Origin of the sequence: Thalassotalea sp. G20_0 (genome assembly GCF_017744175.1) — a bacterium.
Classification (GTDB): domain Bacteria; phylum Pseudomonadota; class Gammaproteobacteria; order Pseudomonadales; family Endozoicomonadaceae; genus Endozoicomonas.
The window spans coordinates 103,658-126,902 of sequence record NZ_JAGHQV010000001.1 but is presented as its reverse complement, the minus strand read 5'-3'; the positions used below and the strand labels follow the sequence as shown (position 1 = coordinate 126,902).

At 47.6% G+C, this 23,245-nt stretch carries 18 protein-coding genes and 1 pseudogene; 11 read left to right on the top strand and 8 right to left on the bottom strand.

Annotated features, from left to right (window positions below; all coding sequences use genetic code 11):
* Positions 1-8: 8 nt before the first annotated feature.
* On the bottom strand, positions 9-2,621 hold the full coding sequence (locus J7438_RS00500; RefSeq protein WP_209275012.1) for a hypothetical protein: 2,613 nt from the start codon (positions 2,619-2,621) through the stop codon (positions 9-11).
* 343 nt (positions 2,622-2,964) lie between these two features.
* Between J7438_RS00500 and fabV the strand changes: the two genes are divergently transcribed.
* A complete protein-coding gene (gene fabV / locus J7438_RS00495; RefSeq protein ID WP_209275011.1) occupies positions 2,965-4,167 on the top strand; it encodes an enoyl-ACP reductase FabV in 1,203 nt (400 codons plus the stop codon).
* Positions 4,168-4,312: 145 nt separating this feature from the next.
* Here fabV and speG read toward each other — a convergent pair whose 3' ends face one another.
* Complete coding sequence (gene speG, locus J7438_RS00490) at positions 4,313-4,861, bottom strand: spermidine N1-acetyltransferase (RefSeq protein ID WP_163371517.1); 549 nt, start codon at positions 4,859-4,861, stop codon at positions 4,313-4,315.
* 340 nt (positions 4,862-5,201) lie between these two features.
* Here speG and J7438_RS00485 point away from each other — a divergent pair, with 340 nt between their 5' ends.
* From J7438_RS00485 to J7438_RS00460, 6 genes are all read left to right on the top strand, one after another.
* Positions 5,202-6,389, top strand: coding sequence for a thiolase family protein (locus J7438_RS00485; RefSeq protein ID WP_209275010.1), 1,188 nt, complete (start codon positions 5,202-5,204; stop codon positions 6,387-6,389).
* Between the two features lie 122 nt (positions 6,390-6,511).
* A complete protein-coding gene (locus J7438_RS00480; RefSeq protein ID WP_209275009.1) occupies positions 6,512-7,681 on the top strand; it encodes an acyl-CoA dehydrogenase family protein in 1,170 nt (389 codons plus the stop codon).
* A gap of 2 nt (positions 7,682-7,683) precedes the next feature.
* Positions 7,684-8,490 (top strand): enoyl-CoA hydratase, encoded by an 807-nt coding sequence (locus J7438_RS00475; RefSeq protein WP_286196262.1) that lies wholly within the window; start codon positions 7,684-7,686, stop codon positions 8,488-8,490.
* A 175-nt stretch (positions 8,491-8,665) separates the two neighbouring features.
* The gene (mmsB, locus tag J7438_RS00470) at positions 8,666-9,556 is read left to right on the top strand and encodes a 3-hydroxyisobutyrate dehydrogenase (RefSeq protein WP_209275008.1); all 891 of its coding nucleotides are present in this window, start codon (positions 8,666-8,668) and stop codon (positions 9,554-9,556) included.
* A 258-nt stretch (positions 9,557-9,814) separates the two neighbouring features.
* A complete protein-coding gene (locus J7438_RS00465; RefSeq protein ID WP_209199692.1) occupies positions 9,815-11,065 on the top strand; it encodes a NupC/NupG family nucleoside CNT transporter in 1,251 nt (416 codons plus the stop codon).
* Between the two features lie 179 nt (positions 11,066-11,244).
* Positions 11,245-11,574 carry a helix-turn-helix domain-containing protein gene (locus J7438_RS00460; RefSeq protein ID WP_209199693.1) on the top strand — a complete coding sequence of 110 codons (330 nt, stop codon included), beginning with the start codon at positions 11,245-11,247 and terminating at the stop codon, positions 11,572-11,574.
* Between the two features lie 84 nt (positions 11,575-11,658).
* On the opposite strand, the gene J7438_RS00455 is transcribed toward J7438_RS00460, so the two are convergent.
* Both J7438_RS00455 and J7438_RS00450 read right to left on the bottom strand, forming a co-directional pair.
* Complete coding sequence (locus J7438_RS00455; RefSeq protein ID WP_101746299.1) at positions 11,659-11,931, bottom strand: HU family DNA-binding protein; 273 nt, start codon at positions 11,929-11,931, stop codon at positions 11,659-11,661.
* A 265-nt stretch (positions 11,932-12,196) separates the two neighbouring features.
* The gene (locus tag J7438_RS00450) at positions 12,197-13,057 is read right to left on the bottom strand and encodes a universal stress protein (protein ID WP_209199694.1); all 861 of its coding nucleotides are present in this window, start codon (positions 13,055-13,057) and stop codon (positions 12,197-12,199) included.
* A gap of 270 nt (positions 13,058-13,327) precedes the next feature.
* On the opposite strand from J7438_RS00450, the gene J7438_RS00445 reads away from it, so the two are divergent.
* On the top strand, positions 13,328-14,005 hold the full coding sequence (locus J7438_RS00445; RefSeq protein WP_209275007.1) for an OmpW/AlkL family protein: 678 nt from the start codon (positions 13,328-13,330) through the stop codon (positions 14,003-14,005).
* A gap of 494 nt (positions 14,006-14,499) precedes the next feature.
* Positions 14,500-14,679 (top strand): annotated as a pseudogene (locus J7438_RS27540) (transposase); the annotation flags it as partial.
* A gap of 791 nt (positions 14,680-15,470) precedes the next feature.
* Here the strand turns inward: J7438_RS27540 and J7438_RS00440 are convergent.
* Positions 15,471-16,178: a hypothetical protein gene (locus tag J7438_RS00440; RefSeq protein ID WP_209275006.1), complete on the bottom strand. Its 708-nt coding sequence runs from the start codon at positions 16,176-16,178 to the stop codon at positions 15,471-15,473.
* A 568-nt stretch (positions 16,179-16,746) separates the two neighbouring features.
* Positions 16,747-17,073 carry a hypothetical protein gene (locus J7438_RS00435; protein ID WP_209275005.1) on the bottom strand — a complete coding sequence of 109 codons (327 nt, stop codon included), beginning with the start codon at positions 17,071-17,073 and terminating at the stop codon, positions 16,747-16,749.
* A 500-nt stretch (positions 17,074-17,573) separates the two neighbouring features.
* On the opposite strand from J7438_RS00435, the gene J7438_RS00430 reads away from it, so the two are divergent.
* Positions 17,574-20,210: a hypothetical protein gene (locus tag J7438_RS00430; protein WP_209275004.1), complete on the top strand. Its 2,637-nt coding sequence runs from the start codon at positions 17,574-17,576 to the stop codon at positions 20,208-20,210.
* A 113-nt stretch (positions 20,211-20,323) separates the two neighbouring features.
* Positions 20,324-20,620 (top strand): hypothetical protein, encoded by a 297-nt coding sequence (locus tag J7438_RS00425; RefSeq protein ID WP_209275003.1) that lies wholly within the window; start codon positions 20,324-20,326, stop codon positions 20,618-20,620.
* On the opposite strand, the gene J7438_RS00420 is transcribed toward J7438_RS00425, so the two are convergent.
* Both J7438_RS00420 and J7438_RS00415 read right to left on the bottom strand, forming a co-directional pair.
* Positions 20,612-21,568 (bottom strand): hypothetical protein, encoded by a 957-nt coding sequence (locus tag J7438_RS00420; protein WP_209275002.1) that lies wholly within the window; start codon positions 21,566-21,568, stop codon positions 20,612-20,614. The genes J7438_RS00425 and J7438_RS00420 overlap by 9 nt on opposite strands.
* A 625-nt stretch (positions 21,569-22,193) precedes the next feature.
* Positions 22,194-22,952, bottom strand: coding sequence for a hypothetical protein (locus tag J7438_RS00415; RefSeq protein WP_209275001.1), 759 nt, complete (start codon positions 22,950-22,952; stop codon positions 22,194-22,196).
* Positions 22,953-23,245 lie beyond the last annotated feature (293 nt).

The following is a 23,245-nucleotide window of genomic DNA, read 5'->3' as shown; positions in this document are numbered from 1 at the left end:
CTACCTTATTAATATATGGTCGTGTAAAAATAGCTTCGGCTGGTAGCATACCTCTGATTCACTTCATCATTACTCAGCAGTTTATTTCTCCATAAATAACTTCTGACAATATTGCTTTCCCGATCAGACAGTGGTTCATTTGACTGATATTTACTGAGAATAGGCTGGATACGACTCTCTTCTTCCTTAAGGGCCTTCCGCTCTTTGTTGACAATGTCGTGCATTGGCAGAGTGAGAAACCCGATAGCGGGTTCGTTAGTCGTAGGGTCACGCCACGATTCCCAATCATCGACTATCCGCCCGGCAAAGAATAATGCCTGACTGTGTTGCTGAATCAGGAATATTCGCTGCCTCAGAGCGTTTTTAACATTCAGATCGAAGCAGGCTGGTAGTGATTCACACAACAATTCTACATCAAGCTTCTGTAAACGATCATAAGACTTGCGGGTCATCAGCCGGGGATAACCGACGCGGCATCCTTTACGCCATTCAGCGTTTCTACTGTCAGCGGATGGCGCAATGATGTCTCTGAACGGGTAAAGACAGGTATCGTTATCAATACCCGTTACCCGGCCAGTCCCATAGTCTATGAAGTAATTACCATCATGTCGGTCTGGTTGGGCACAAATGGCATCTAGCAGCTCAAGGTCAGCCAGGCCACTGAATATTTTGTTTTTGATTTCCCAGTTGTCCTGCTTATCAATCAGTTCCTGATGGCCCAGTTTTTTCTCTTGTTTAGGACCGGTACTGGCACGTACACTGGTCTCGGCTGATGTTCCGGAAGCCAGTTCCATCTCCAGTCCAATCTGGTGGTTATGTTCGCAAAATGACATATCGGGCATCACGTTCATGCCCAGCAGGCGGGCAATCTCGCCGGTGGCCAGATTTCTGGCCGTAAGATTTGGATGATCCCTATCGTGGTACAACTCCGGGGAGATGATTTTTCTCCAGTCTGAGGTGTCAACGGCCTGTTCAGGTTTGAACACCCGCTTTACTGTGTCATTTCCGGTTTTATAGGATAACAGGTATACCGTATTCTCCTTCCCACTACCCAGTTTCCGGGGAGGGTTGTCACGATCCAGAAGTCGGTCAGTCCATCGACCGGGAAGGGTGAGTTCATCGTTCAGATCATAGCCAACCCGCTTGAACTCCATTGCCGCCTGCCAGCTGATTTTTCCGGCAATAGACGTTAATGCCGGTGAGTCTAATACCTGAAAAAGCAGCAGTTGGTCATTTCTGAGCTCGGTGATTTTATGTTCTAAAATCATGGGTTCTGACTGGTCTGGATGATGACGGTGCTTATGGGTTATTTTGCTTATTTCATTTCGGATTTTTTTATTACTGGTTAGAATCTGCTTCGCTTCCTGTTCTGCTGCTGTCTGTTCAGTGGGTATTTCCCGGGTTAACTGCAGCTCATAGCGACTGATCATGTGGTAAGCTCGCAGCTCTCCAGCATCATTCTTTTTTTCAGGTAATGGTCTGGTTACTTGATTATGGGCAGATAAATAGAGCAGTTGTTTCTGGGTAACAGCGGGTTGGTTGAAACGTTCTGTGACCCGTTCTTGAATAGCCTGTTTCCTTATGGCCAGCTGCTTTGGTGTTAACTGACCTGGGTTAACTGACTGGTTATAGGCTGACAGTTGCTCACGGGCGTGGATGATCTCCCGCCTGATGCAATCAGGTTTTACCAGTTCCAGTTCGCCACGCTTTTGCAGGTTTCGGATATGGCTGTGAAGCAAGGCAAGATCTTTGGGAACCCCTCTGGCTATATCAGCCTCTGCCTGGTGCCACTCTTTTTTTACCAGAGCCTCCAGGCGATTCGCATAATACTTGCTCTGTGGTTCGTCTCTGCGTTGGGCAATAATGGTTACACCCTGACCAAATGGGTTGGTCAATACCCTGGTATCCAGACCGGGAAATAACTCAGCCGAACCAATCCCGGGGTCCAGGGTCGATGGATATTCAAGAACAGCAGCAGGTCTTTTTCCCTGATATACACTGAGCACCTGCTGTTCTGGGGATCGTAGTTCGGACCGATCAAGCCATTGGTAATCGCAACTTTTTGAAACCGGGTGTCTTGTCTGCTCTGCAATGATGGTTTTATAAGCCTGGCTGGGTTTCACGACCGCTACGATTGGAAGCAGGGGATTAAGCCCGGGCGTTTGCCCCTTAACCCGGGGACAAGCCTTACCTTCTTGAATTAATACGACATCAACCCACTGTTGATCCTCTTTGCTCAGGAATTGATCGAGCCATGCATTATCATTCAATGTATCGGTATCGACCTCTATCCATGATGGCAGCGGCTTGATGCAGGCACCCTTAAATGCATTACTGAGTCTTAATGTGATAACAGTTTGATCTATGTGCTTGCTTACCGCTGTGCGTGGGGCGTTAGAGAAACCCGCAGAGGTTAACTGTTCGGGCCTTGTCGCTGGCTTTGTCAGACAGTTATCAGTGACCACTTGACCGATAGTGCGTTGTTCAAGACTGGTAAAACAGGTATCAGGTTCAGAGACCATAGAGCTGAGTGTTTGCGGCGCAACCGGAGGTGCCTTTGCAAAGTCTTTTTTAACCTCGACCGGGGGCTGTTTCTCTGAAGGGTAACCTGGAGGTATCACAGGAGTCTCCATGACCTATGACTGACAAATCCACCTATCGGCTGTTAACCCGGATATTTCATAAAGGCAGTAAAAGGTACTTTAGTATTACTTCCAGACGCGACACAGGACGTTATTCTTTTTTACTGAAAATCCTGCTTTATCGGCGTTATCGAGAACCGCTCACCTCGCCTGCTCTTTACAAATCCTAACAAACCGATCCATAACGCTACCGACTTATACGCGCTATCTCTTTTCCGGGCTTTGGCTTTTGGATAAGCTACTCCGTTATTCATACAGACGGGCTCATGACTGGTACTAAGCCCCTGGTTTTCGAAGCGGATTTCACTTGTTGGGGACAACGATGATCATTAAACCAAGGATTCGTGGATTTATCTGCACAACCACTCACCCGGTAGGTTGTGAAGCCAATGTAAAGGAACAGATTGCTTACACCCGGTCACTGGGTCCCGTAGCCAATGGCCCCAAAAAAGTGCTGGTGATCGGTGCTTCCAGCGGTTATGGGCTGGCTTCCCGTATCACCGCAGCTTTTGGTTCCGGTGCGGCCACCATTGGCGTGTTCTTTGAAAAGCCGGCCACTGAAAGCAAGCCGGGAACAGCGGGCTGGCACAATTCTGCGGCCTTCGATCGGCTGGCCCACGAAGCTGGCCTCTATGCCAAAAGTCTGAATGGCGATGCCTTCAGCCACGCAGCAAAAGAAAAGACCATTGAGTTGATCAGGCAGGATCTTGGCCAGGTGGATATGGTGGTTTACTCGCTGGCATCACCCGTGCGAAAACTGCCGGATACTGGCGAGGTGATTCGCTCGGTACTGAAGCCGATGGGTGAGCCATATCGCGCTACCGCAGTGGATACCAACAAAGATGCATTGTTTGAAGCGACGGTGGAACCGGCCACTGACGCAGAGGTGGCAGCAACGGTTACGGTCATGGGGGGGCAGGACTGGGAACTGTGGATGAATGCGCTGTCTGCTGCGGGCGTTCTGGCAGAAGGCTGCAAAACAGTGGCCTACAGCTATATTGGTACGGAACTGACCTGGCCGATCTATTGGGATGGTGCCCTGGGTGAAGCCAAGAAAGACCTGGACCGTACAGCCCATGACATCGATGATTCGATGAAATCAATCCACGGTTCCGCCAATATCGCGGTACTGAAGAGTGTGGTCACTCAGGCCAGTTCAGCGATTCCTGTTATGCCCCTTTATATCTCCATGGTTTTCAAGAAAATGCGGGAAGAGGGCGTTCACGAAGGGTGTATCGAACAAATCAACCGTATGTTCCGTGAGCGCCTTTACCGTAGTGATGGTGCGGCTCCGGCAGTGGATGACAGTAACCGGCTTCGCCTTGATGACCTGGAGCTGAGAGAAGATATTCAGAAGCATTGCCAGGAGATCTGGCCACAGCTGACCAATGACAATCTGGCTGAGCTGACCGATTACACCCTCTATAAAGAGGAGTTTCTGAAGTTGTTTGGTTTCGGTGTTGAGGGTGTGGATTATGATGCTGATGTGAATCCCCTGGTGCCTTTTGAGGTGATTGATATCTGACAGTCGATAGGCAGGGATGCCTCTGCTTTAGAATACCTGAGATATCAGTGCATAAGTTATATGGGGATGTCCGTCAAGGGTGCCACTACTTCAGACTGCGCCGGAAAGCTCCGGCGTGTGCGTTGTTAAAAACCAGCCGCATCTATCAAGGGGTTAAGGGACGTGTTTTGTCCAGATAGTCCCTCTGCAGAATGTACATTCTTAATACATCACAGTATTGGCCATTGGTGAAATATTCCTGAATCATTCGACCTTCTTCAATAAAGCCGGTTTGTTGATAAAGGTGAATGGCTTTCTCATTATCAACGGCCACTACCAGATACACTTTGTTCAGGTTGAGTATGGTAAAGGCGTAGTCCAGGGCCGATTTGATCAAGACACGGGCATGACCTTTCCCCTGATGCCCTGGCGCAATAATGATCTGGAATTCTGCCTTGCGATGCACATAGTCCATTTCGATCAGCTCTACCAGGCCGATGGATTCTGCTTCGTTATTTTCAGTGGCCGTAAGCTCAGCAACAAAACGGCGTTCGGTATTGTCATGGATATGCTTGCCATAAAGGTCTTCCAGTTCATCAAAAGACTCATAGGGCTCTTCAAACCAGTAGGACATAATACTGCGGTTATTATTAAGAGAGTGCACAAACCGCAGGTCTTTCTTTTCCAGTGCTCTCAGTCGGATACTGCTTTTCATCCGGTAATTCCATCAGTCAGAGATCGACTCTGTATATCAATAAGACTTCTATCCCCTGTATCAGAGTGCAGAAGTCTCGGTATTCTACGTGAGCGTAAGGGTAAATGACTATCTTATTTTTTTAATGAGTTGTGCGTTTAAGCAGTTATTTCATGCCATCTGTTTGCTGGAGTCATCATCGTCCCTGGCTATTAATAGTCGGTAAAGAATTGCCTGTTTCAGTTTTGCCCTGATGTCGTTTTCTGCTATCAATAAAGCTATGATGCAAAGAGACAGTAAAAACAGTGACCACTGTCCTGCAAATCAGAAAGAATAAATTACAGAAAAAGCGAGTTTCACTATGTCTTCTGCACCTGACCCGTCACAGGAAAACATTGTTATTGTTTCCGCTGCCCGCACCCCAATGGGTGGCTTTCAGGGTAACCTGTCGTCTATGACAGCGGTTGACCTGGGTACTATTGCGATCCAGTCAGCACTGGAGCGGGCAAGTGTTGCTCCAGAGGATGTATCAGAGGTACTGATGGGCTGTGTATTGCCAGCAGGTACCGGCCAGGGGCCTGCCCGTCAGTCGGCACTGCATGCCGGTATTCCAGACCATGTTCCAGCCACTACAGTGAACAAAATCTGTGGTTCCGGTATGAAAACGGTGATGCTGGGAGCAACCCAGCTGAAAACCGGTGAAGCCGATCTGGTGGTGGCCGGTGGTATGGAAAGTATGACCAATGCCCCTTATCTGCTGGATAAAGCCAGGGGAGGGATGCGACTGGGTCACGGCCAGGTCAAGGATCATATGTTCACCGATGGTCTGGAGGATGCTTACCAGGGCGTGGCCATGGGGGCCTTTGCCCAGGCAACCGCTGATCGCTTTGGCCTGAGCCGTGAGGCTATGGACGACTACGCTCTTGCTTCTCTGGAGCGGGCCAGCAAAGCGATCAGTTCTGGTGCGTTTGCTGAAGAAATTGTGCCGGTTGAAACCCGTAAAGGGCTGGTTGATATTGATGAACAGCCGGGCAAAGCCAGGCCGGAGAAAATCCGTCAGTTACGTCCGGCCTTTAGCAAAGACGGCACAGTTACAGCGGCAAACTCCAGCTCTATTTCTGATGGTGCAGCGGCGCTCGTGTTAATGCGTGAAAGTGATGCAACAGCTCAGGGCTTGCAACCTATCGCAAGAATTATTGGCTACCAAAGCCATGCTCAGAAGCCTGAAGAATTTACCATTGCTCCGGTAGACTGCATCCGTAAGCTGCTGGAAAAAATTAACTGGCAGGCCAGTGATGTAGACCTGTTTGAAGTGAATGAGGCGTTTGCCGTAGTGGCCATGATGGCCATTCGTGAACTGCGCCTGGATCATGATAAGGTCAACATTCATGGTGGTGCCTGCGCACTTGGTCATCCCCTGGGTGCCAGCGGTGCCCGCATTCTGGTAACGCTGTTGCATGCCCTGAAAAAGGCCGGCGGTACCAAAGGGATTGCTTCACTCTGTATTGGTGGAGGAGAAGCTACCGCTATTGCAGTTGAAATGTTATAAAAAATACTTGTCGATACCTTTCGTGTGCATCAACCTGGCGAGCAATGCGCTAACCATTAATAAAAATGCCGCATGCCCCCAGGCCTCACAAATAATATAAAAACAAGAGGCGGCATTTTTATATGGATTATAATCTTTCTGAACAGCAGATCGCTTTTCGTGATCTGGCCCGGCAATTTGCCGAGGCCGAATTGACCCCCCATGCAGCGCAGTGGGATATTGATTGTCATTTTCCGGTTGATGTGATCAGGGCAGCGGGTGACCTCGGGTTCTGTTCCCTGTATACCCATGAGTCCATGGGAGGGCTGGGCCTGTCCAGGTTGGATTCCCATATTGTTTTTGAACAGTTGGCCATGGGATGTACGGCTACCACCGCCTATATGACTATTCATAATATGGTTACCTGGATGATCAGTGAGTTTGCCACAGATCGGGTAAAGTCAGATTGGGGGGAAGGTCTGGTCAGTGGCAGCAAGCTGTCGTCCTATTGCCTTACCGAGCCCGGAGCAGGCAGTGATGCCGCATCGTTGACGACCAGCGCCGGGCGGGATGGCGATGAGTATGTGCTCAATGGCTCGAAAATGTTTATTTCCGGGGCAGGAAGTACCGATCTGCTGCTGGTGATGGCAAGAACTGGGGAAGAAGGTCCGAAAGGCATTTCGGCCTTTGCCGTTCCCGCCAACCTGGCAGGTATTCAGTACGGCAAGAAGGAGGAAAAGATGGGCTGGAATGCCCAGCCAACCCGACTGATTTCATTTGACAGTGTTCGTATACCTGCAGACCACCTGCTGGGAGCGGAAGGCCAGGGTTTCTCTTTCGCGATGAAGGGCCTGGATGGTGGTCGAATCAATATCGCCACCTGCTCCGTAGGTACAGCGCAGCAGGCACTGAACACGGCACGTGCCTATATGAAAGAGCGGAAGCAGTTTGGTCGTGAACTGGCCGGTTTCCAGGCCTTGCAGTTCAAACTGGCGGATATGAATACGGAGCTGGTGGCTGCCCGGCAGATGGTTCGACTGGCAGCCTTCAAGCTGGATCATAAGGATCCGGAAGCAACGGCATACTGTGCCATGGCTAAGCGTTTTGCTACGGATATCGGGTTCCGGGTCTGTAACGAAGCCCTGCAGATTCATGGCGGTTATGGTTATATCAGGGAGTACCCCCTGGAGCGACATGTGCGGGATACCAGGGTCCACCAGATTCTGGAGGGAACCAATGAAATTATGCGCTTGATTGTCGCCCGTCGTTTACTTTCCGAGAGCATTTCTCATACCGGTATGGAGTTACAGTGATTATGTCTGAGCTTATGTCTGAAAAGTTACGTCTCGCCTGTGAAGAACGTACCGCCATTCTCACCCTGGACAATCCACCGGCAAATACCTGGACGCCAGAAAGTCTGGATGAGCTGGAGCAGATTATTCACCGGTTGAACCGCCAGTCTGATGTGATTGCCCTGGTGATCACGTCGGCTTCGGAGAAGTTCTTCAGTGCAGGCGCTGATTTAAAGCGCTTCGATAACCTGACCCCGGAGGAAGCTCGCCCATTTGCTGAAAGCTTTGGCAGGGCTTTTGAAGCCCTAAGTAACTTTTCGGGGCTCAGCATTGCGGCCATCAACGGTTATGCCATGGGTGGTGGGCTGGAAGTGGCACTGGCCTGTGACCTGCGCATCGCTGAACAGGGTGCCATTATGGCCCTGCCTGAAGCAGCGGTGGGTTTATTACCCTGTGCCGGCGGAACTCAGAACCTTACCCTGCTGGTGGGCGAAGCCTGGGCCAAGCGTATGATCCTCTGCGGCGAGAAAGTGACTGCAGAAAAAGCATTGGCGATTGGGCTGGTAGAGGAAATAGTGGACAGTGGTAAGAGTCTTGAACGGGCGAAAGCGCTTGCGACCAATGCCGGAAACCAGAGTCCGGATGCCTTGAGGGCCTGTAAAAAGCTGATCCAGATGGGGCGTTCCGGATTTTCCAGAGATGCCTTGCCAGAGGAAAGGGAACAGTTCCTGACGTTGTTCAATGGCAGGAATCAGCAGGAAGGCGTCAGTGCATTTCTTGAGAAGCGCAAACCTGAGTGGCATTACGACCAGGAGGCTGTCCGAGAATAGACTGCCCTACTGCGGTGGCAGCAAATTGGTCTAAAAATTCCGTTTTGTTCGGCAAATAGCCCCGCTATTCACCTCACAAAACGGAATTTTTATCCTCAATTTTCTGCCATCCTCGCTACGGGCGCTATTCTCGGACAGCCTCCTGGTCCGGCTATTTTGAATAAGGATGATATTAATGACAAAAATTGCATTTATCGGCCTTGGCAATATGGGTGGTCCCATGGCTCAGAACCTGGTGAAAGCCGGGCATGATGTCTGTGGTTTCGATCTGGTTCCTGAGGCGCTTGATCAATTGGAACAAGCCGGAGGCTCAAAGGCCGAATCCGTGACTGAGGCTGCACAGGGTGCCAGTGTGGTGATCAGTATGTTACCGTCTGGTAAACAGGTCGAATCACTCTACCTGGGAGATGATGGACTCTTCAAAACCATGGGTAACCGTTGTCTGGTGATTGATTGCAGCACTATAGAAGCTGAAGTTGCCAGAAAAGTCGGGCAGCAGGCAAAAGAGCAGGGTATCGACTTTGTTGATGCACCGGTGTCCGGTGGTACCGCCGGAGCTGCTGCTGGAACACTGACGTTTATGGTGGGGGGCAGTGCCGGGACCGTAGAGCAGGCCAGGCCCTATCTTGAGATAATGGGGCAGACTGTTTTTCATGCTGGCGATACGGGTGCAGGGCAGCTGGCCAAGATCTGCAACAATATGCTGCTGGCTATTGTTATGACAGGCACATCGGAAGCTCTTAAACTGGGTATCGATAATGGCCTTGATCCGGCAGTACTTTCAGAAATCATGAAGAGCAGTTCAGGTGGGAACTGGGTACTGGAAAAGTACAACCCGGTGCCGGGCGTCATGCCCCAGACTCCGGCCAGTAATGGTTATCAGGGCGGTTTTATGGTGGCACTGATGGCCAAGGATCTTGGTTTGGCTCTGAATACGGCTGCCAGCAGCCATACCGCAACGCCCATGGCTTCGCTGGCTGACAATCTGTATAAAATGCATGCAATTCGCTCCGGCAGTCACCAGGACTTTTCAAGCATTATTCAGCTGTATGAGTCAGCAGATTAGATGGTTATTGGCTGCTATTTCTTTGAATGCATGATCAATTTTATTATTCAATAGATAGATGCCGATTATCGTTCAGTTTATTTTTCTTCTGTTGATATGACTCAATGTTTTGCTCAGAAACTGTTCTAATTTTGAGCAGTTGTGTCAGATAATGGTTCTGTTTTTGTAAATCAGGTTATACAATCCACCCGGATTTATCTAAAGTTCTGGCCGGGTAACCGGTCGGCACCGATCATCCATCTGAGGTAACCTGTTCCCATGCAAATACTTATGAGTCTGGTGGGCATTGCCAGCCTTCTGGCACTTGCCTTTTTACTGTCCGATAACCGAAAAGCGATCAACCTGCGAACGGTGGGTGGTGCCTTTGCCATCCAGGCCGGACTGGGAGCCTTGGTTCTTTATGTTCCCCTGGGCCAGGAAATTCTTGGTGGTGTCTCCAACGCGGTAAGTAATGTGATCAGCTACGCCAATCAGGGTATCGGCTTCCTGTTTGGTGACCTGGGTAACTTCAAGGTCGGCTTTATTTTTGCTATCAACGTATTGCCGATTATTATTTTCTTCTCCTCCCTGGTTGCTGTTCTTTACTATCTGGGCGTTATGCAGAAGGTGGTTACCTTCCTGGGCGGTGCGTTACAGAAAGTACTGGGTACCAGTCGTACAGAGTCACTGTCGGCAACGGCAAATATTTTCGTTGGCCAGACGGAAGCTCCTCTTGTGGTAAGACCCTATATTGGTCGCATGACTAATTCTGAGCTGTTTGCCATCATGGTGGGTGGTCTGGCTTCTGTTGCTGGTTCTGTTCTGGCCGGTTATGCAGGCATGGGTGTCGAGCTTAAGTACCTGATCGCAGCAAGCTTCATGGCGGCACCTGGTGGTCTGTTGATGGCCAAGATGATCAAACCGGAAACCGATACTCCGGATAATTCTGAGCTGGTTGATGACGAAGGTGATAATGAAAAGCCTGCCAACGTAATAGACGCAGCCGCTTCTGGTGCCTCTTCCGGTATGAAGCTGGCCGCTAACGTTGGTGCCATGCTGCTCGCTTTCATTGCCCTGATTGCCATGATTAACGGTATCATGGGCTGGATTGGTGGCTTCTTTGACTATCCAGACCTGAGCCTTGAAGTCATTCTGGGCTACCTGTTCAGTCCGCTGGCCTTCCTGATTGGTGTGCCAATGAATGAAATCGTGACAGCGGGCAGTTTCATTGGCCAGAAGCTGGTGGTGAACGAATTCGTTGCCTACATGGATTTCGTCAATTACCTGAACCCTGAAGCGGCTGCGGCGGCTGGTGTTGAAGTGTTGTCACAGCGTACGCAGATCATCATCACCTTTGCACTGTGTGGTTTTGCCAACCTGTCTTCTATTGCGATTCTCCTGGGTGGTCTGGGCGTCATGGCACCACACCGTCGTCAGGATATTGCCCGCATGGGTATCAAGGCAGTGGCTGCTGGTACTCTGTCTAATCTTATGAGTGCTACAATCGCCGGTCTGATGTTGTCTTTGTAATGTTTTTTTCGGGCCACGGTCTGACTGTGGCCTGCTTTCCTTCCTGTATTTTCCCTTCATCAGCTGAATCTAACGCTTTTCAGTAAATGGCCGAATGACATAGTGAAATAATTATGTCGGAGTATCTGTGTGCATTGCTGGCATGGATATCTTTCTGAACCTGTCGTGAGTGTGCAAGGATGAACCTGACAACAAGGATTTTATGCTCCCGTAAAGACAAGAAATTTTCACAGCAGGCCCTGGCGGATTTGATTGGTGTATCCAGAAGTGCACTGGCCCAGTGGGAAACCAGTATGAGCAGTCCCAGCCTCGATAATCTGCGGAAAATGGCTGAGATTCTTGAGGTGTCTTTCGAGTGGCTGGCCACCGGGCGTGGAAATCAGTACCTGATCAGCTCTGATGAGGTAATCAGTGACTCGGAAGTGGATGGGGAGATTATCGGTCAATTACATCGAATGAATCTGATGAAGAAAAGAGCCATTCTGAATGTGATGAGAGCGATGGCATAAAGTAGCGAAAAACGCTCAGACAAAAGCGCCTTACCGGCGCTTTTTCGCTTTTTGCAGAACAGTTTCAGTAAATGCAGTGAGCCTCTATTTGATCATTTCCCGGAACTTATTGCCCGGCTTGAACTGAGGCAGTTTGCAGGCGGGGATATGAATTTCTTCACCGGTTTGTGGATTGCGCCCCTTCCTGGCCGCCCGATCTGCTACCGAAAATGTGCCAAAACCAATAAGTTGAACGATGTCGCCGCTTGCCAGTGTCTCCTGTGTGTTGCTGATAAAGGCATTGACAACCAGCTCGGCCTTGCTTCGGGACAGGTTAGCTTGTTCAGCGACTTGCTCAACCAGTTCTTTCTTGTTCATATCCAGTCTCAGGGAATTACCAGTTATGTGGAAAGAAAATACCAGAAGATGGGTGATCCGCCTCTGGCTTCGCTTGGCTCAGGGAAAAACCTGGGCAGGTGGTGAAACACAATCAGCCTGACGTGTATCTCTTGCTGGAAAAACAGATGATGGGAGAAAAACCTTGCTAGAACAATATAGAAGTTTTTAGGCGCTTTATCCGGTTTCGTGACTGGATTATTTTGAGGTGGCTGCCAGGATGGGGGCTGGCAGCTATTGTGTGGGCTTATTTCCCCAGTTCGCGTTCAAGTGGGATCATGTGATGTTTTGGCTGCAGTACCAGAATATCGGTTTTGACCTCGGAGATCAGCTGTTCGGCGGTATTGCCAATAGCCAGGGCGCTGATACCGGTTCTTGCGTGAGTGCCAAGAATCAGCAGTTTGGCATCAATGTCTTGCAGCAGCGCGGGGATCATGGTTTCGGTTGGACCGGGTTCAATATGGAAATAGTCTTCATTGAGATTGAACTCCCGGGCATATTCCTGACAATGCTTTTCGTAATAGTCCTTGTCAGTCCGTCCATCACCGTGATCCTGAATCGCCAGCATCGTTGTCGGGTACGCGGTGGCCAGATGCAGCTCTGATGAGAACTCACTGGCGATGTCCGTCGCGTATTGCAGGATCGCCTGGTTAAGAATGCTGTGATAATGGTCTCTCGGGTCGGCATTAATGGCCGCGAGGATTTTGCCTTTGGTCCAGTTGCTATTATCCTGAACCAGCAGGACAGGAACCCGGCAGCGACGGAGGAGGCTCCAGTCTTCAGGCGTAGAAAAGGCTTTCTTAAGTGCGGTGATTAGCTTGGCATCTTTGACTATCAGGTGGCAGCGTTCCATCTGACGCACATGGATAATGGTTTCAATAACAGAGCCATTCCACGTTTCATGCAGATAAACCTCCTGACCTTCAGCCATCAGTGGCTTAGCCAGTGCTTCCAGGCGAACCATTGATTCACCATCGGCCCTGGGGTTTGGCGCAAGAATATGCAGGGCAGCGCCGGTTATCCGGCAGATCTGACTGGCCCGTTCAAGGGCAAGCTGCTGGTCCTTTCTGGTATCAACAACGGCCAGAACCTTGGTAATTCCACGCATGGTTTTTCCTCTCTTGCTGAATATTCTGTTTGTTATAGTTCCATCATGCATGAGCATAACTGATGTTTTTATGATCTGGGTCAATAAAATGCTGTGCTGTTAGGAGTATGTGGATGTTATTCCATGAAAATCTGCATTAATAAAAGAGATTTTTCGACATTAATTGGTTCTTTTGGAGATTTGATCTGTGTCAATAAATTTATTGGTTGATGTTTATACACTTACCATCAACTTACATTTCCCGTGAATCAATAACAAAAAGGACAAGGAATGAAGATCAAATCCCTTTCTCTTGCAATAATCAGCGCAGCTGTATTGCTGTCAGGTGCTGCCCAGGGCTATGAAGCAGGCGACATTATTGTTCGTGGTGGTCTGGCCAGTGTGAACCCTGATGTGGATAGCGGTAACCTCAATGTAAATGGCTTCCCGCTATCTCAAAATGCGAAAGTTGATGTCAATAATGAGACTCAGCTCGGTCTATCACTGACCTACATGGTCCGGGATAACATTGGGGTTGAGTTGCTTGCTGCTACTCCTTTCTCCCACAAGCTTCAGGGCAAAGGTGATCTTTCCTTTTTGAGTGATTTCGCTGAAGTAAAGCACTTACCACCTACTTTGAGTGTTCAGTATTATCCAATGGGCAATGCGTCAGCTTTCCAGCCTTATTTTGGCGCTGGCTTGAATTACACTATCTTTTTCAGTGAACAGTTTGTTGGTGCTGGTTCGGATGCTGGTTTTCGAAATCTGAAACTGGATGACTCCCTTGGTCTGGCGGCTCAGATCGGTTTTGATTACCTGGTTGCTGATAACTGGAGTGTGAATGCTGCCGTCTGGTATATGGATATAGATACAACGGGTACTTTCAAAGATGGCTCAAATAACGATTACAAAATTGATGTATCTCTGGATCCCTGGGTATATATGGCCGGTGTAGCTTACCTTTTTTAAAATCCCCTGACTATTAAGTTGAATATATAACCGCTGTCAGTTGCCTGGCAGCGTTTTTTCTTACTGCTGAATTAAGTCTGACGTTAACACAGGGTATGAAAACTTTGTCTCCAAAATTGACCTGAATGAGAACTCTGCGAAGCTCAGCCGGCTGGGTAAAATTGATGCAGGCTCGCGGCTCTATTCTTTCTAAACATTCCCGGTAAATTTCTTTCGTTCTACACCACAAAGTTTCAAAATAACCTTACTGATAACTTATACGGTGAGTGTAAATGACAATTTCTAATAAAGAATTCTATGAACTGATTGGTGCTCCACTCAAAAATTACCGTTGGTCATGGGGAGCTGTACGTCCTGATAATTCTATCATGCTGACCTGCTGGAACGAAGAACGTCGGACTATCAACGGTAAGACATATACCCTGACCATTTGGTCGGGTAATAGGTTGAATTGACCCCCTCTCAGGAATCAGTCCGATTTTGATAAAGAGTAAATCAAAAATATTCAGGAAGCTCGCTGCGTTCGTCGAGCTTTTCTCTGTGGTAAAGATTCGTTATCCGACAAACACTACGAACACCGTCGCCAATGGGTGGAAGACCGAATTCAGAAGCTATCGTCCATCTTTGCATTGGAAGTTTGTGCTTATGTGGTCATATCCAATCATTACCACATTTGATTTTGGCAGACTCACTATCTTTTACTTAACTTAAGTACGCTGGAATTTGCTGTATTTGAGTGTCACAGAGTGATGTAATGGTTCTTTGGAGTTCATATCCCCCGATAAATTCCCTTTTGAATAACGCTTTAAAAAAGCATCAGAACACTCCCGCGTAACTTTTAAAAAGTTCAAGTTAAACAAATTCCAGTTTGATTGGCATGGAGCTGGTTTGAATCCTTCCGGATTGCTGATCTAATGGGATCTATCACACGCTGGAGCCTCCTAGGAGGCTGACCGAGAATAGACTGCCCTACTGCGGTGGCAGCAAATTGGTCTAAAAAGTCGGAAATTTTTAGCAAATAGAACCACTATTCACTAAAAATTTCCGACTTTTTATCCTCAATTTTCTGCCATCCTCGCTACGGGCGTTATTCTCGGTCAGCCTCCTGGGTATAAGTCTTGTATTGGTTGATACCTTCATTCCAGGTTGCCCTTCCGTGGCGAAAGCCGCCTCGATAACCCCTGAGGCTATTGGAAGATTGTACGACAAATATTCATCATAGCCCACGCTTACTGGCCAGAGCCCTGATGGACCTTTCTCTGGATTTGGCACTGTACTCACCATAGCAGAGGTCGAGCAATGTGTTCAGGTACTCCGTAGAGTAGTAAGCTAACTGCTGGATTGCGTGGCAGGAAAGTTGGCAGCTTCAGTCAGAGCCAGACATACTTTCACCGGTGTAGTCTTTGACTGGAGCAGAGTTGGCAACAATAAAACAGCGTGATGGCTGTATTGATCTCTTTCTCACTTAACCCTTAATGATATTATCACCTACAAAGTCGATAATTTTTCTGCTCTCTTCCATTATTTTATTTTGTGCATCTTGCAACACTTTTTTAAGTTCCTGAGGTTTTGTGTTTTCTGATTCAATCTGCTGACTTGTTTCACTGATTGTTTTTTCAAGTGGTGCTATTTTGCTATCGATATGATCGAAAATCTTATCTGCTTTTTCACGCAGCGAGCCACTACCAAATTTGTCACTTTTATTCTTCAGTTCATCAGCCAGGTTATCAAGAAGGTTTTCATATTTCATAACTTCCTGATTAATAGGTCTGCCTGCCTCTGCAAATAGTTCTTCTATCATATTATTTCTTTCAGTCAGTCTTTCGATAAGCATTGTTTTCAATTTATCAAGGGACTGATTTAACGAATGAATCAGTTCGTAGTTTTTTCCTGCGTCAGGATCGAGTTCAAACTTATTCAGTGCATCCTGAATGGTTTGTATCCCGATTTTATTGCCTATAAGGAGACTGCTCACCTGATCCACAGAAAGAGCGGTAATCTCAAAATCCTGTATTGACTTATTACCAGGTCCCTCTCCTTTTGCCTCCGGAAGCTGATTGGGAACATCCGCCTTCGTGACCGAGACTCCTTTAAAGTCCCCCTTAATATCAGCAACGGGAGCCTGAGTCGTTAAATTATTAACAGCTACAGCATTAGAATTATTAACATTCATCGATATCTGCTCTCTCTGCGAACGATTAATGAATAACTCTTCAGAGTTTAGATCATTGAATAACCACAACATTAACGAGACTTGCAGCCCTCACAAAATGGGCTTACGCAATGAGATAGTAATGTGCTACCTCGATAAATCGCTGACTAATGACAGAATTTTGACAAGAACATTTCCTGCCGTTGTCTGATTGTTGTCATTTCAATAGGAAAAGGGTGCAAGGTTAGCTCCTGAACCTCTGGGGTTACCCCTTAGCCACAGGAATGGTGGGTGAAGGCATGGTTGCTTGTGCAAGCGTTGTCTTGGGTCCCGTCGTTGTTGTTGGTGCAAGGGGTGTGGTTTGTGTAGAGTTTCTTACAGGGTTGCATAACTCCGCCCGCTCATCTGAGTTATCGTAACAATCTTTTTCTCCATCACATTGCCAATCAGCGGGAATACATATGCCGCCGTCACAGATAAAGCGTCCTAACCTGCTACATGTGTTCTGGGTACAGTTCTCATCAGAGCCATCTCTACAATTTACATACACATTACATCGCTCATAGTCGAGCTTGCATTTGTCTTTATCTCAGCGGAATTGACCGGACCAACATGCCGCCTGAGTCGGCTGCAACTGATTATTTATAACCGCCAGTGTAAATAGCAGTGTTTCTTTAAGACCTGGCATCATTGCACCGATATACGGTGAACTCACCATCTGATTGAAAGCATAACCCGCTGCAGCGCGCCCCAGTCTCTTTCCGACCTGCAAGGCACAATCGGCCAGCGATCTTATTCCATGGGCAGCAATCGGTTTGGGCTTCGGCTTTTGCGCCAGGTCATTAGGACACTGGGTGCGTGCCTGGCAAAAAGTTATACCTCCACCCTTGTCAGGCTCCTGTTGGTAGAAAGCCATTGTATGTGAGCTGGATCTGTATGATGTAATTTGCGTGAACCAGAGTTTTGCGACACCCTCCTTTGCGGGAATGACGACTGCTTTCACGGGAATGACGACCTCCTACTCTTTTCCCGGTTTCACTCCCGTCATTCCCGCGAAGGAGGGAATCCACACTGACTCACCACCAGAACCCTACTGCACGGTGCCCCCAGTAGGCTGACCGAGAATAGGCTGCCCTACGCGGCAACTGCTCCTGCGTTTAGGAGGCTGTCCGAGAATAGACTGCCCTACTGCGGCGGCAGCAAATTGGTCTAGTCATCCCCGAGAGGGCGGAGACCCGCTGTTGACGCTGGATTCCCACCTTCCCGGGAAAGATGGAACTAATAACTGGATTAACAGTCAGATACAGTATTATTCGGTTTGATTCAATCAGACCGGTACTGTAAGGACCGCCCACAATAGAGCTAGGTAAATTGGATTCTTGTCAATCAAATGGTTTGGGTCAACAGTTGCGTGATTTGAACATACAGCCACCCATTGACTTTTCAGAAGAAGCGGTAGGTGACTCCGTTCAGTACTTGGGCAGGCAGGTAAAGCGACAGGATGGCAACACCGATTGCTCAGAGAAAACGGCTCGAAAAAGACCAACAACTGCAACAGACGACCCTTTACTGCCCGGTAAACTTCGTAAAATAATGCCAGAAACTGAAGTTTTACCTATCAAAAATGAGCAGTTAATGTCAGAGGGATTCTTCATTACTACCGGGAGTAAACCGCTATCTGAACGGCAGGTTAATCTTGAGATACAACCCTTTGATTCAAGAGCTGAAGCTATACAGATGGCCGCCAGGAATCTGGTGGGTCAATTTCAATTTGAGGCAATAGAAAAGTCACCAACCAATGAAGTGAAATATGCCGTTTTCCTTGAGTGCCTGAAACTTGATGTTGAGAATACGCTGATAAGGCTAAACACAACAACATCTTTAAATGGGGCTCAAAAGCTCCTGATTTTGTTGGCAGCTGAAGAAGAGGAGAAACAACAGAATAAACGTCCACTTGCTGAGGGCTACTGGATACTTGCGAGTATTCCGTTATCCATCGGTTTTGAGAAGGCAAAGAACCTGTTTCAGCGCCTACCTGAAACGCCTTCTCTGCCAGAGGTGGACAATGTCATTAATGAGCAGTTGACAGCATTAAGAGCTGATAACATGCTCAGGGACAGACTTTTGGAGGTCAGGCAACCCCTTAAATCGGAAAACAACGAACTTTCCAGACAGCTGTTGTGTGAAGTTGACAATATTGAAAAAAAATTTATCCCAAAAGTTGGATGGAACGGCCGTTTTTCAGACGCTGAGGATTATAGAAATTTCCAGATCTATGCAAGAAGATTGCTGTATCTCTATGCAGCCTGTTCCGGTTTTTCACAGCAGGCTGATATTGCTGAGTTAATGTCGTACATTAAGTCTGTTCTTTATATCATCGAGCCAAATAACAACCATCCAGCTAACATCTGGCATATTGCTAAAGAGCTGGCCTATTTGTCGAAACAACCCGGCTCCATCGATTATTGCCGCTATATTAGTACCCTGGCCAATTGTTTGAAAACACCGGCACCTGTCGCCTTACAGTTTAAAAAGCTCAAACAACTCAGTGATATCAAAGGGTTCGCTTTACTTGAAAGCAAACCGCTGGACAAGTATCTAACTGTACTCAGAGCAAACATTGATAAAATGGCTCCGGAATATTCACGGGTATTGCTCGATGCAGTTGACGATCTGGAAAAAGAGTGTGCTGGTATATCACTACCGGAAGGCAAGCCCGATATCAAAGCGAAAGTGCATCGACTTTTAATGATCATTGCCGCCTGCAAATCATCCAGAGAAATAATGGCTACTTCACTATTGGAACACTTTGTCACGGCCATTATGGAACATGGCAATAAAAAAAATATTCCCTATCTGATTGCCGGGCTGGCCCGTCTGGTTCAGAGTACCCCGAAAATACAGAAAATACTGGGTGAGCCCGTAATCAAGGGTGGGGAGCATTTGCGAATGGCACCGCTGCAATGGCTGGCATTTGTACCCAATGTACTCTCAGAAGGTGACATTGAGGAACTCTGTAAATCTTTGCAAGCTTCCAGCGCCAGCAGGCGAAAGATGAAAGATGGCAAGGTTTTCCACTTGTGGCTGGCTACTATGGAGCAGGCAATGGCCAGCGAGGTTATCAATAAGGCCATGGTAATGCCGATTCTGAAAAAGCTTACCCAAAGTCTGACTTATGAAAAACTGGGCTGGCTTTATATGGTTTTCAGCATGGGAGACAGGTTTAATCTATTTCTGGACATCATGGGTTTCAGCTGTCAAAAGGAAGGATTACCATTGTTGATCGCAGAAAAAGGGGCGGACGCTTTGGTGGGCGTCAATAAAGAGTTCTCACAATGGCTGATGAAACAACGACATCACCATCTCCTGCCTTTTTACATGGCATCAATGATAGAAGAGGGGAATGCAGCAGTCATAAACCTTACCCATCAGTTTATAGAGACAAGCGTTAACAATACTTTTGTTCAGAGCAGGCAGTCACCGCTGCACAATCCACACCTGCAGGCCATTTACAAGAAATATCCCCGATTGGAAGCAGGTTGGGGAGCGAACTTCAGAGGTTTCAGCGAGGAAACCCGAAACAAGCTCTTGTCCGAGGGAGAAACCCTGAAGCTGACAGAGGACCCCTGGGATCTTTTTATCAGTGGGCTTGAAGTTAAAAGCTGTTTATCACCTGACGCCCTGAGTTTTAGAAGTGGACTGATGAGTTATGTGATGGATGGACGCAATGCCATGATTGTCATAAAGAACCAAAAAGGAAATATTCTCAGCAGAAGTGTGATTCGCATGGTGCTGGATCAGGATGATTGCCCTGCGTTATTGCTTGAAAAAGGCTATCCCGATAAGCGTAATTTATTGTTCATTGATGCCGCACGGGACATTGCTGACGAGATGGGCCTGCCCCTTTACCACTTCGTGGATGCTAAAACATGTACAAAAGGTATGATAAAACTTCTGGAAGGGAGAGCACCTCTCGATTATTTTGACGCTTTTCCTTTATTAAAGGAGAGACAGAAACTTACGATTACCGACGTACAACGTGATGTAAGGTAATCATAACGGATGCTTGCAGGCTCCTCAGGTGGCAGACCTTTCTTTGTGCAAGGCAAAGATTAAAGATCTGACCTCTGATTTTTACCTTCGATGTGTCTGGCATCAGTCGTTGGATGAATGAGACAGCGAAAAATGCTGCCTATATCAAAAGTCAGTACCTGGAGCAGAAGATCGCCCTCGAAGAACTGTTAGAGAGTTATGAACTCGGCGGTTCTACATCGAGAAGTTTTATCCGTCAGGGCGAGCGAGCCGCTGATTCGATGAATCTTCTGAACAATCAGGACTTAGACCGACTCAATAATGCTGTTCGCTCGGTAGAGCAGAACATGGCGAGCTTGGGCGACAGTTCCCGTAATACCCTGAACAGCTTGCAAGATGAACTGGATGAGCAGGGCAGGCAATCAGACTGAATTTTTACTGGAACTCTGGTTTGTTCCAACTGAATTAGAAGTCAATGTTAATCCACCGGAGTTTCGAGCTGAATGGATTGACTGGAGATACTGCTCTTTTGCGATTTTTGCCTGCTTTGAAGCTTCTTCCTTGTTGGCAGTTTGTCTTTTGATTCTGTTGTAAGTATTCATATAGATTCTGTGCCCCTCTACGAAGAGGGGATCTTTGCGACGCTCCCTTTTGCGCTCCCTTTCGCGTTCCTTTTGGCGCTCTGCGAAAGTTGGATCTTTGCGACGCTCCTTCTGGTGCTCCCTTTGGTACTTCCTTTTGCGCTCCCTTTCGCGCTCTGCAAAAGCGGGATCTTTGCGAAGCTCTCTTTGGCGCTCCCTTTGGCGCTCTGCAAAAGCGGGATCTGTACGGTAGCGCTCCCTTTTGCGCTCCCTTTCGCGCTCTGCGAAAGCTGGATCTTTGCGAAGCCCTCTTTGGTACTCCCTTTGGCGCTCTGCGAAAGCGGGATCTTTGCGACGCTCCCTTTGGTACTCCCTGTGGTACTCCCTTTTGCGCTCTGCGAAAGTGGGATCTTTGTGACGCTCCCTTTGGTACTCCCTTTGGTACTCCCTTTCGCGCTGGACGTAAGCGGGATCTTTGCGACGCTCCCTTCGGCGCTCCCTTCGGCGCTCCAACTGAGAGGCTTTGTTGTCAGTTATTTTTTCTGGTGGGTTTGAAACAGACTTATTACTCAAGTTATCAGCGTGAATTATCGGACTGATTTTCTCCACCACGTTAGAATAGTGATGGCTGTTATTAACAGAGTGAGAACCGCCTTCTTCAGCCATACTCCAAGCTTGCACAATTTTTATTTCTGATTCAGTGTCACTACCGGCTTTCTGAAATGTTTCTGGTCTTACGGTTAATTCAAAAGACTGGTCCAGGCAGATCTCTTTAGCATCAAGAATAGTGATTGACATTTGTTTAATTCTTGAATCATTGAGTCGGTTATGGAGTCTATCCTCATCGGGTATTGAGGTGTTATTGATTGGGGCCGTTTGTTCCACTTTCTGACCGAATGCTATAGCATTTTTTGGTGTATGGCGATTGGAAAGTGACTTACCGTCGGACATAACAGCGTCATATGCAGTAAGAAAATTCGAATAACAGCCTTGTAAGTTACAATCTGGATCAGTCATTAATTCATAAATTCATTAAGTTATTGAATCACAGCATAAGACTCCCGCTTCGTTACACAAGTTCCTTCCTGACACAACCCATTCACCATTTACATCAAAAAAAACATAAGGATTTGATATGACTATTAACCATGATGATGTAAAACTCTTCAAAAGCCAGCGATTTACGGCTGAGAAAGACGGTGGCGGTCGTGTGACTGGGCGGCTAATAAAACCATGACCTTGACGCTTCAGGATAACCGACAGTTCTCTGTAATTTTTGATCGCTCTAACGGCGCTCCCGTAGATGCAAAGCAGGTTTTACCGTTTGCTTATCCAGAGGACAGAGACCAATACCTTCTTACTCTTGGATTGCTGACTGTTCACTCAGGTTGAGACAGGCTCAATCAGGACGGTAAATATTCCTTCAGCTTGAAGACTGAAAAATGGCAGGGGGAGTGCCATCTGAATTTTTACTGGAACTCTGGTTTGTTTCAACTGAGTTAGAAATCAGTATTAATTCTCTGGAGTTTCCAGCTGAATGGATTGTCTGGAGATACTGCTCTTTTGCAATTTTTGCCTGCTTTGAAGCTTCTTCCTTGTTGGCGGTTTGTCTTTTGATTCTGTTGTAAGTATTCATATAGATTCTGTGCCCCTCTACGAAGACGGGATCTTTGCGACGCTCCCTTTTGCGCTCCCTATCGAGCTTCCTTTTGTGCTCTGCGAAAGCGGGATCTTTGCGACGCTCCCTTTGGCGCTCCCTTTGGCGCTCCCTTTCGCGCTCTGCGAGAATGGGATCTTTGCGACGCTCCCTTTGGTACTTCCTTTGGTACTCCCTTTTGCGCTCTCTTTCGCGCTCTGCGAAAGCGGGATCTTTGCGACGCTCCCTTCGGCGCTCCAACCGAGAGGCTTTGTTGTCAGTTATTTTTTCTGGTGGGTTTGAAACAGACTTATTACTCAAGTTATCAGCGTGAATTATCGGACTGATTTGCTCCATCACGTTAGAATGCTGATGGCTGTTATTAACAGACTGAGAACCGTCTTCTTCAGCCATACTCCAAACTCGCACAATTTTTAATTCTGATTCAGTATCACTATCAGCTTTCTGAAATGTTTCTGGTCTTACGGATAATTCAAAGGACCGGTCCAGGCAGATCTCTTTAGAATCAAGAGTAGTGATTGACATTTGTTTAATTCTTGAATCATTGAATCGGTTATGGGGTCTATCCCCATCGGGTATTGAGGTGCTATTGATTGGGGCCGTTTGTTCCACTTTCTGACCGAATGCTATAGCATTTTTTGGTGTATGGCGATTGGAAAGTGACTTACCGCCGGACATAACAGCGTCATATGCAGTAAGAAAATTCGAATAACAGCTTTGTAAGTTACAATCTGGATCAGTCATTAATTCATAAATTCATTAAGTTATTGAATCACAGCTTAAGACTCTCGCCTCGTTACACAAGTTCCTTCCTGACA

What these genes read in the sequence shown, in the direction of transcription:
- J7438_RS00460 (WP_209199693.1), top strand. Translation starts at nt 11,245, where the DNA reads ATGAACCTGACAACAAGGATTTTATGCTCCCGTAAAGACAAGAAATTT.
- fabV (WP_209275011.1), top strand. Translation starts at nt 2,965, where the DNA reads ATGATCATTAAACCAAGGATTCGTGGATTTATCTGCACAACCACTCAC.
- J7438_RS00485 (WP_209275010.1), top strand. Translation starts at nt 5,202, where the DNA reads ATGTCTTCTGCACCTGACCCGTCACAGGAAAACATTGTTATTGTTTCC.
- speG (WP_163371517.1), bottom strand. Translation starts at nt 4,861, where the DNA reads ATGAAAAGCAGTATCCGACTGAGAGCACTGGAAAAGAAAGACCTGCGG.
- mmsB (WP_209275008.1), top strand. Translation starts at nt 8,666, where the DNA reads ATGACAAAAATTGCATTTATCGGCCTTGGCAATATGGGTGGTCCCATG.
- J7438_RS00425 (WP_209275003.1), top strand. Translation starts at nt 20,324, where the DNA reads ATGAATGAGACAGCGAAAAATGCTGCCTATATCAAAAGTCAGTACCTG.
- J7438_RS00455 (WP_101746299.1), bottom strand. Translation starts at nt 11,931, where the DNA reads ATGAACAAGAAAGAACTGGTTGAGCAAGTCGCTGAACAAGCTAACCTG.
- J7438_RS00445 (WP_209275007.1), top strand. Translation starts at nt 13,328, where the DNA reads ATGAAGATCAAATCCCTTTCTCTTGCAATAATCAGCGCAGCTGTATTG.
- J7438_RS00465 (WP_209199692.1), top strand. Translation starts at nt 9,815, where the DNA reads ATGCAAATACTTATGAGTCTGGTGGGCATTGCCAGCCTTCTGGCACTT.
- J7438_RS00440 (WP_209275006.1), bottom strand. Translation starts at nt 16,178, where the DNA reads ATGAATGTTAATAATTCTAATGCTGTAGCTGTTAATAATTTAACGACT.
- J7438_RS00450 (WP_209199694.1), bottom strand. Translation starts at nt 13,057, where the DNA reads ATGCGTGGAATTACCAAGGTTCTGGCCGTTGTTGATACCAGAAAGGAC.
- J7438_RS00415 (WP_209275001.1), bottom strand. Translation starts at nt 22,952, where the DNA reads ATGTCAATCACTACTCTTGATTCTAAAGAGATCTGCCTGGACCGGTCC.
- J7438_RS00435 (WP_209275005.1), bottom strand. Translation starts at nt 17,073, where the DNA reads ATGGCTTTCTACCAACAGGAGCCTGACAAGGGTGGAGGTATAACTTTT.
- J7438_RS00420 (WP_209275002.1), bottom strand. Translation starts at nt 21,568, where the DNA reads ATGTCAATCACTATTCTTGATGCTAAAGAGATCTGCCTGGACCAGTCT.
- J7438_RS00480 (WP_209275009.1), top strand. Translation starts at nt 6,512, where the DNA reads ATGGATTATAATCTTTCTGAACAGCAGATCGCTTTTCGTGATCTGGCC.
- J7438_RS00475 (WP_286196262.1), top strand. Translation starts at nt 7,684, where the DNA reads ATGTCTGAGCTTATGTCTGAAAAGTTACGTCTCGCCTGTGAAGAACGT.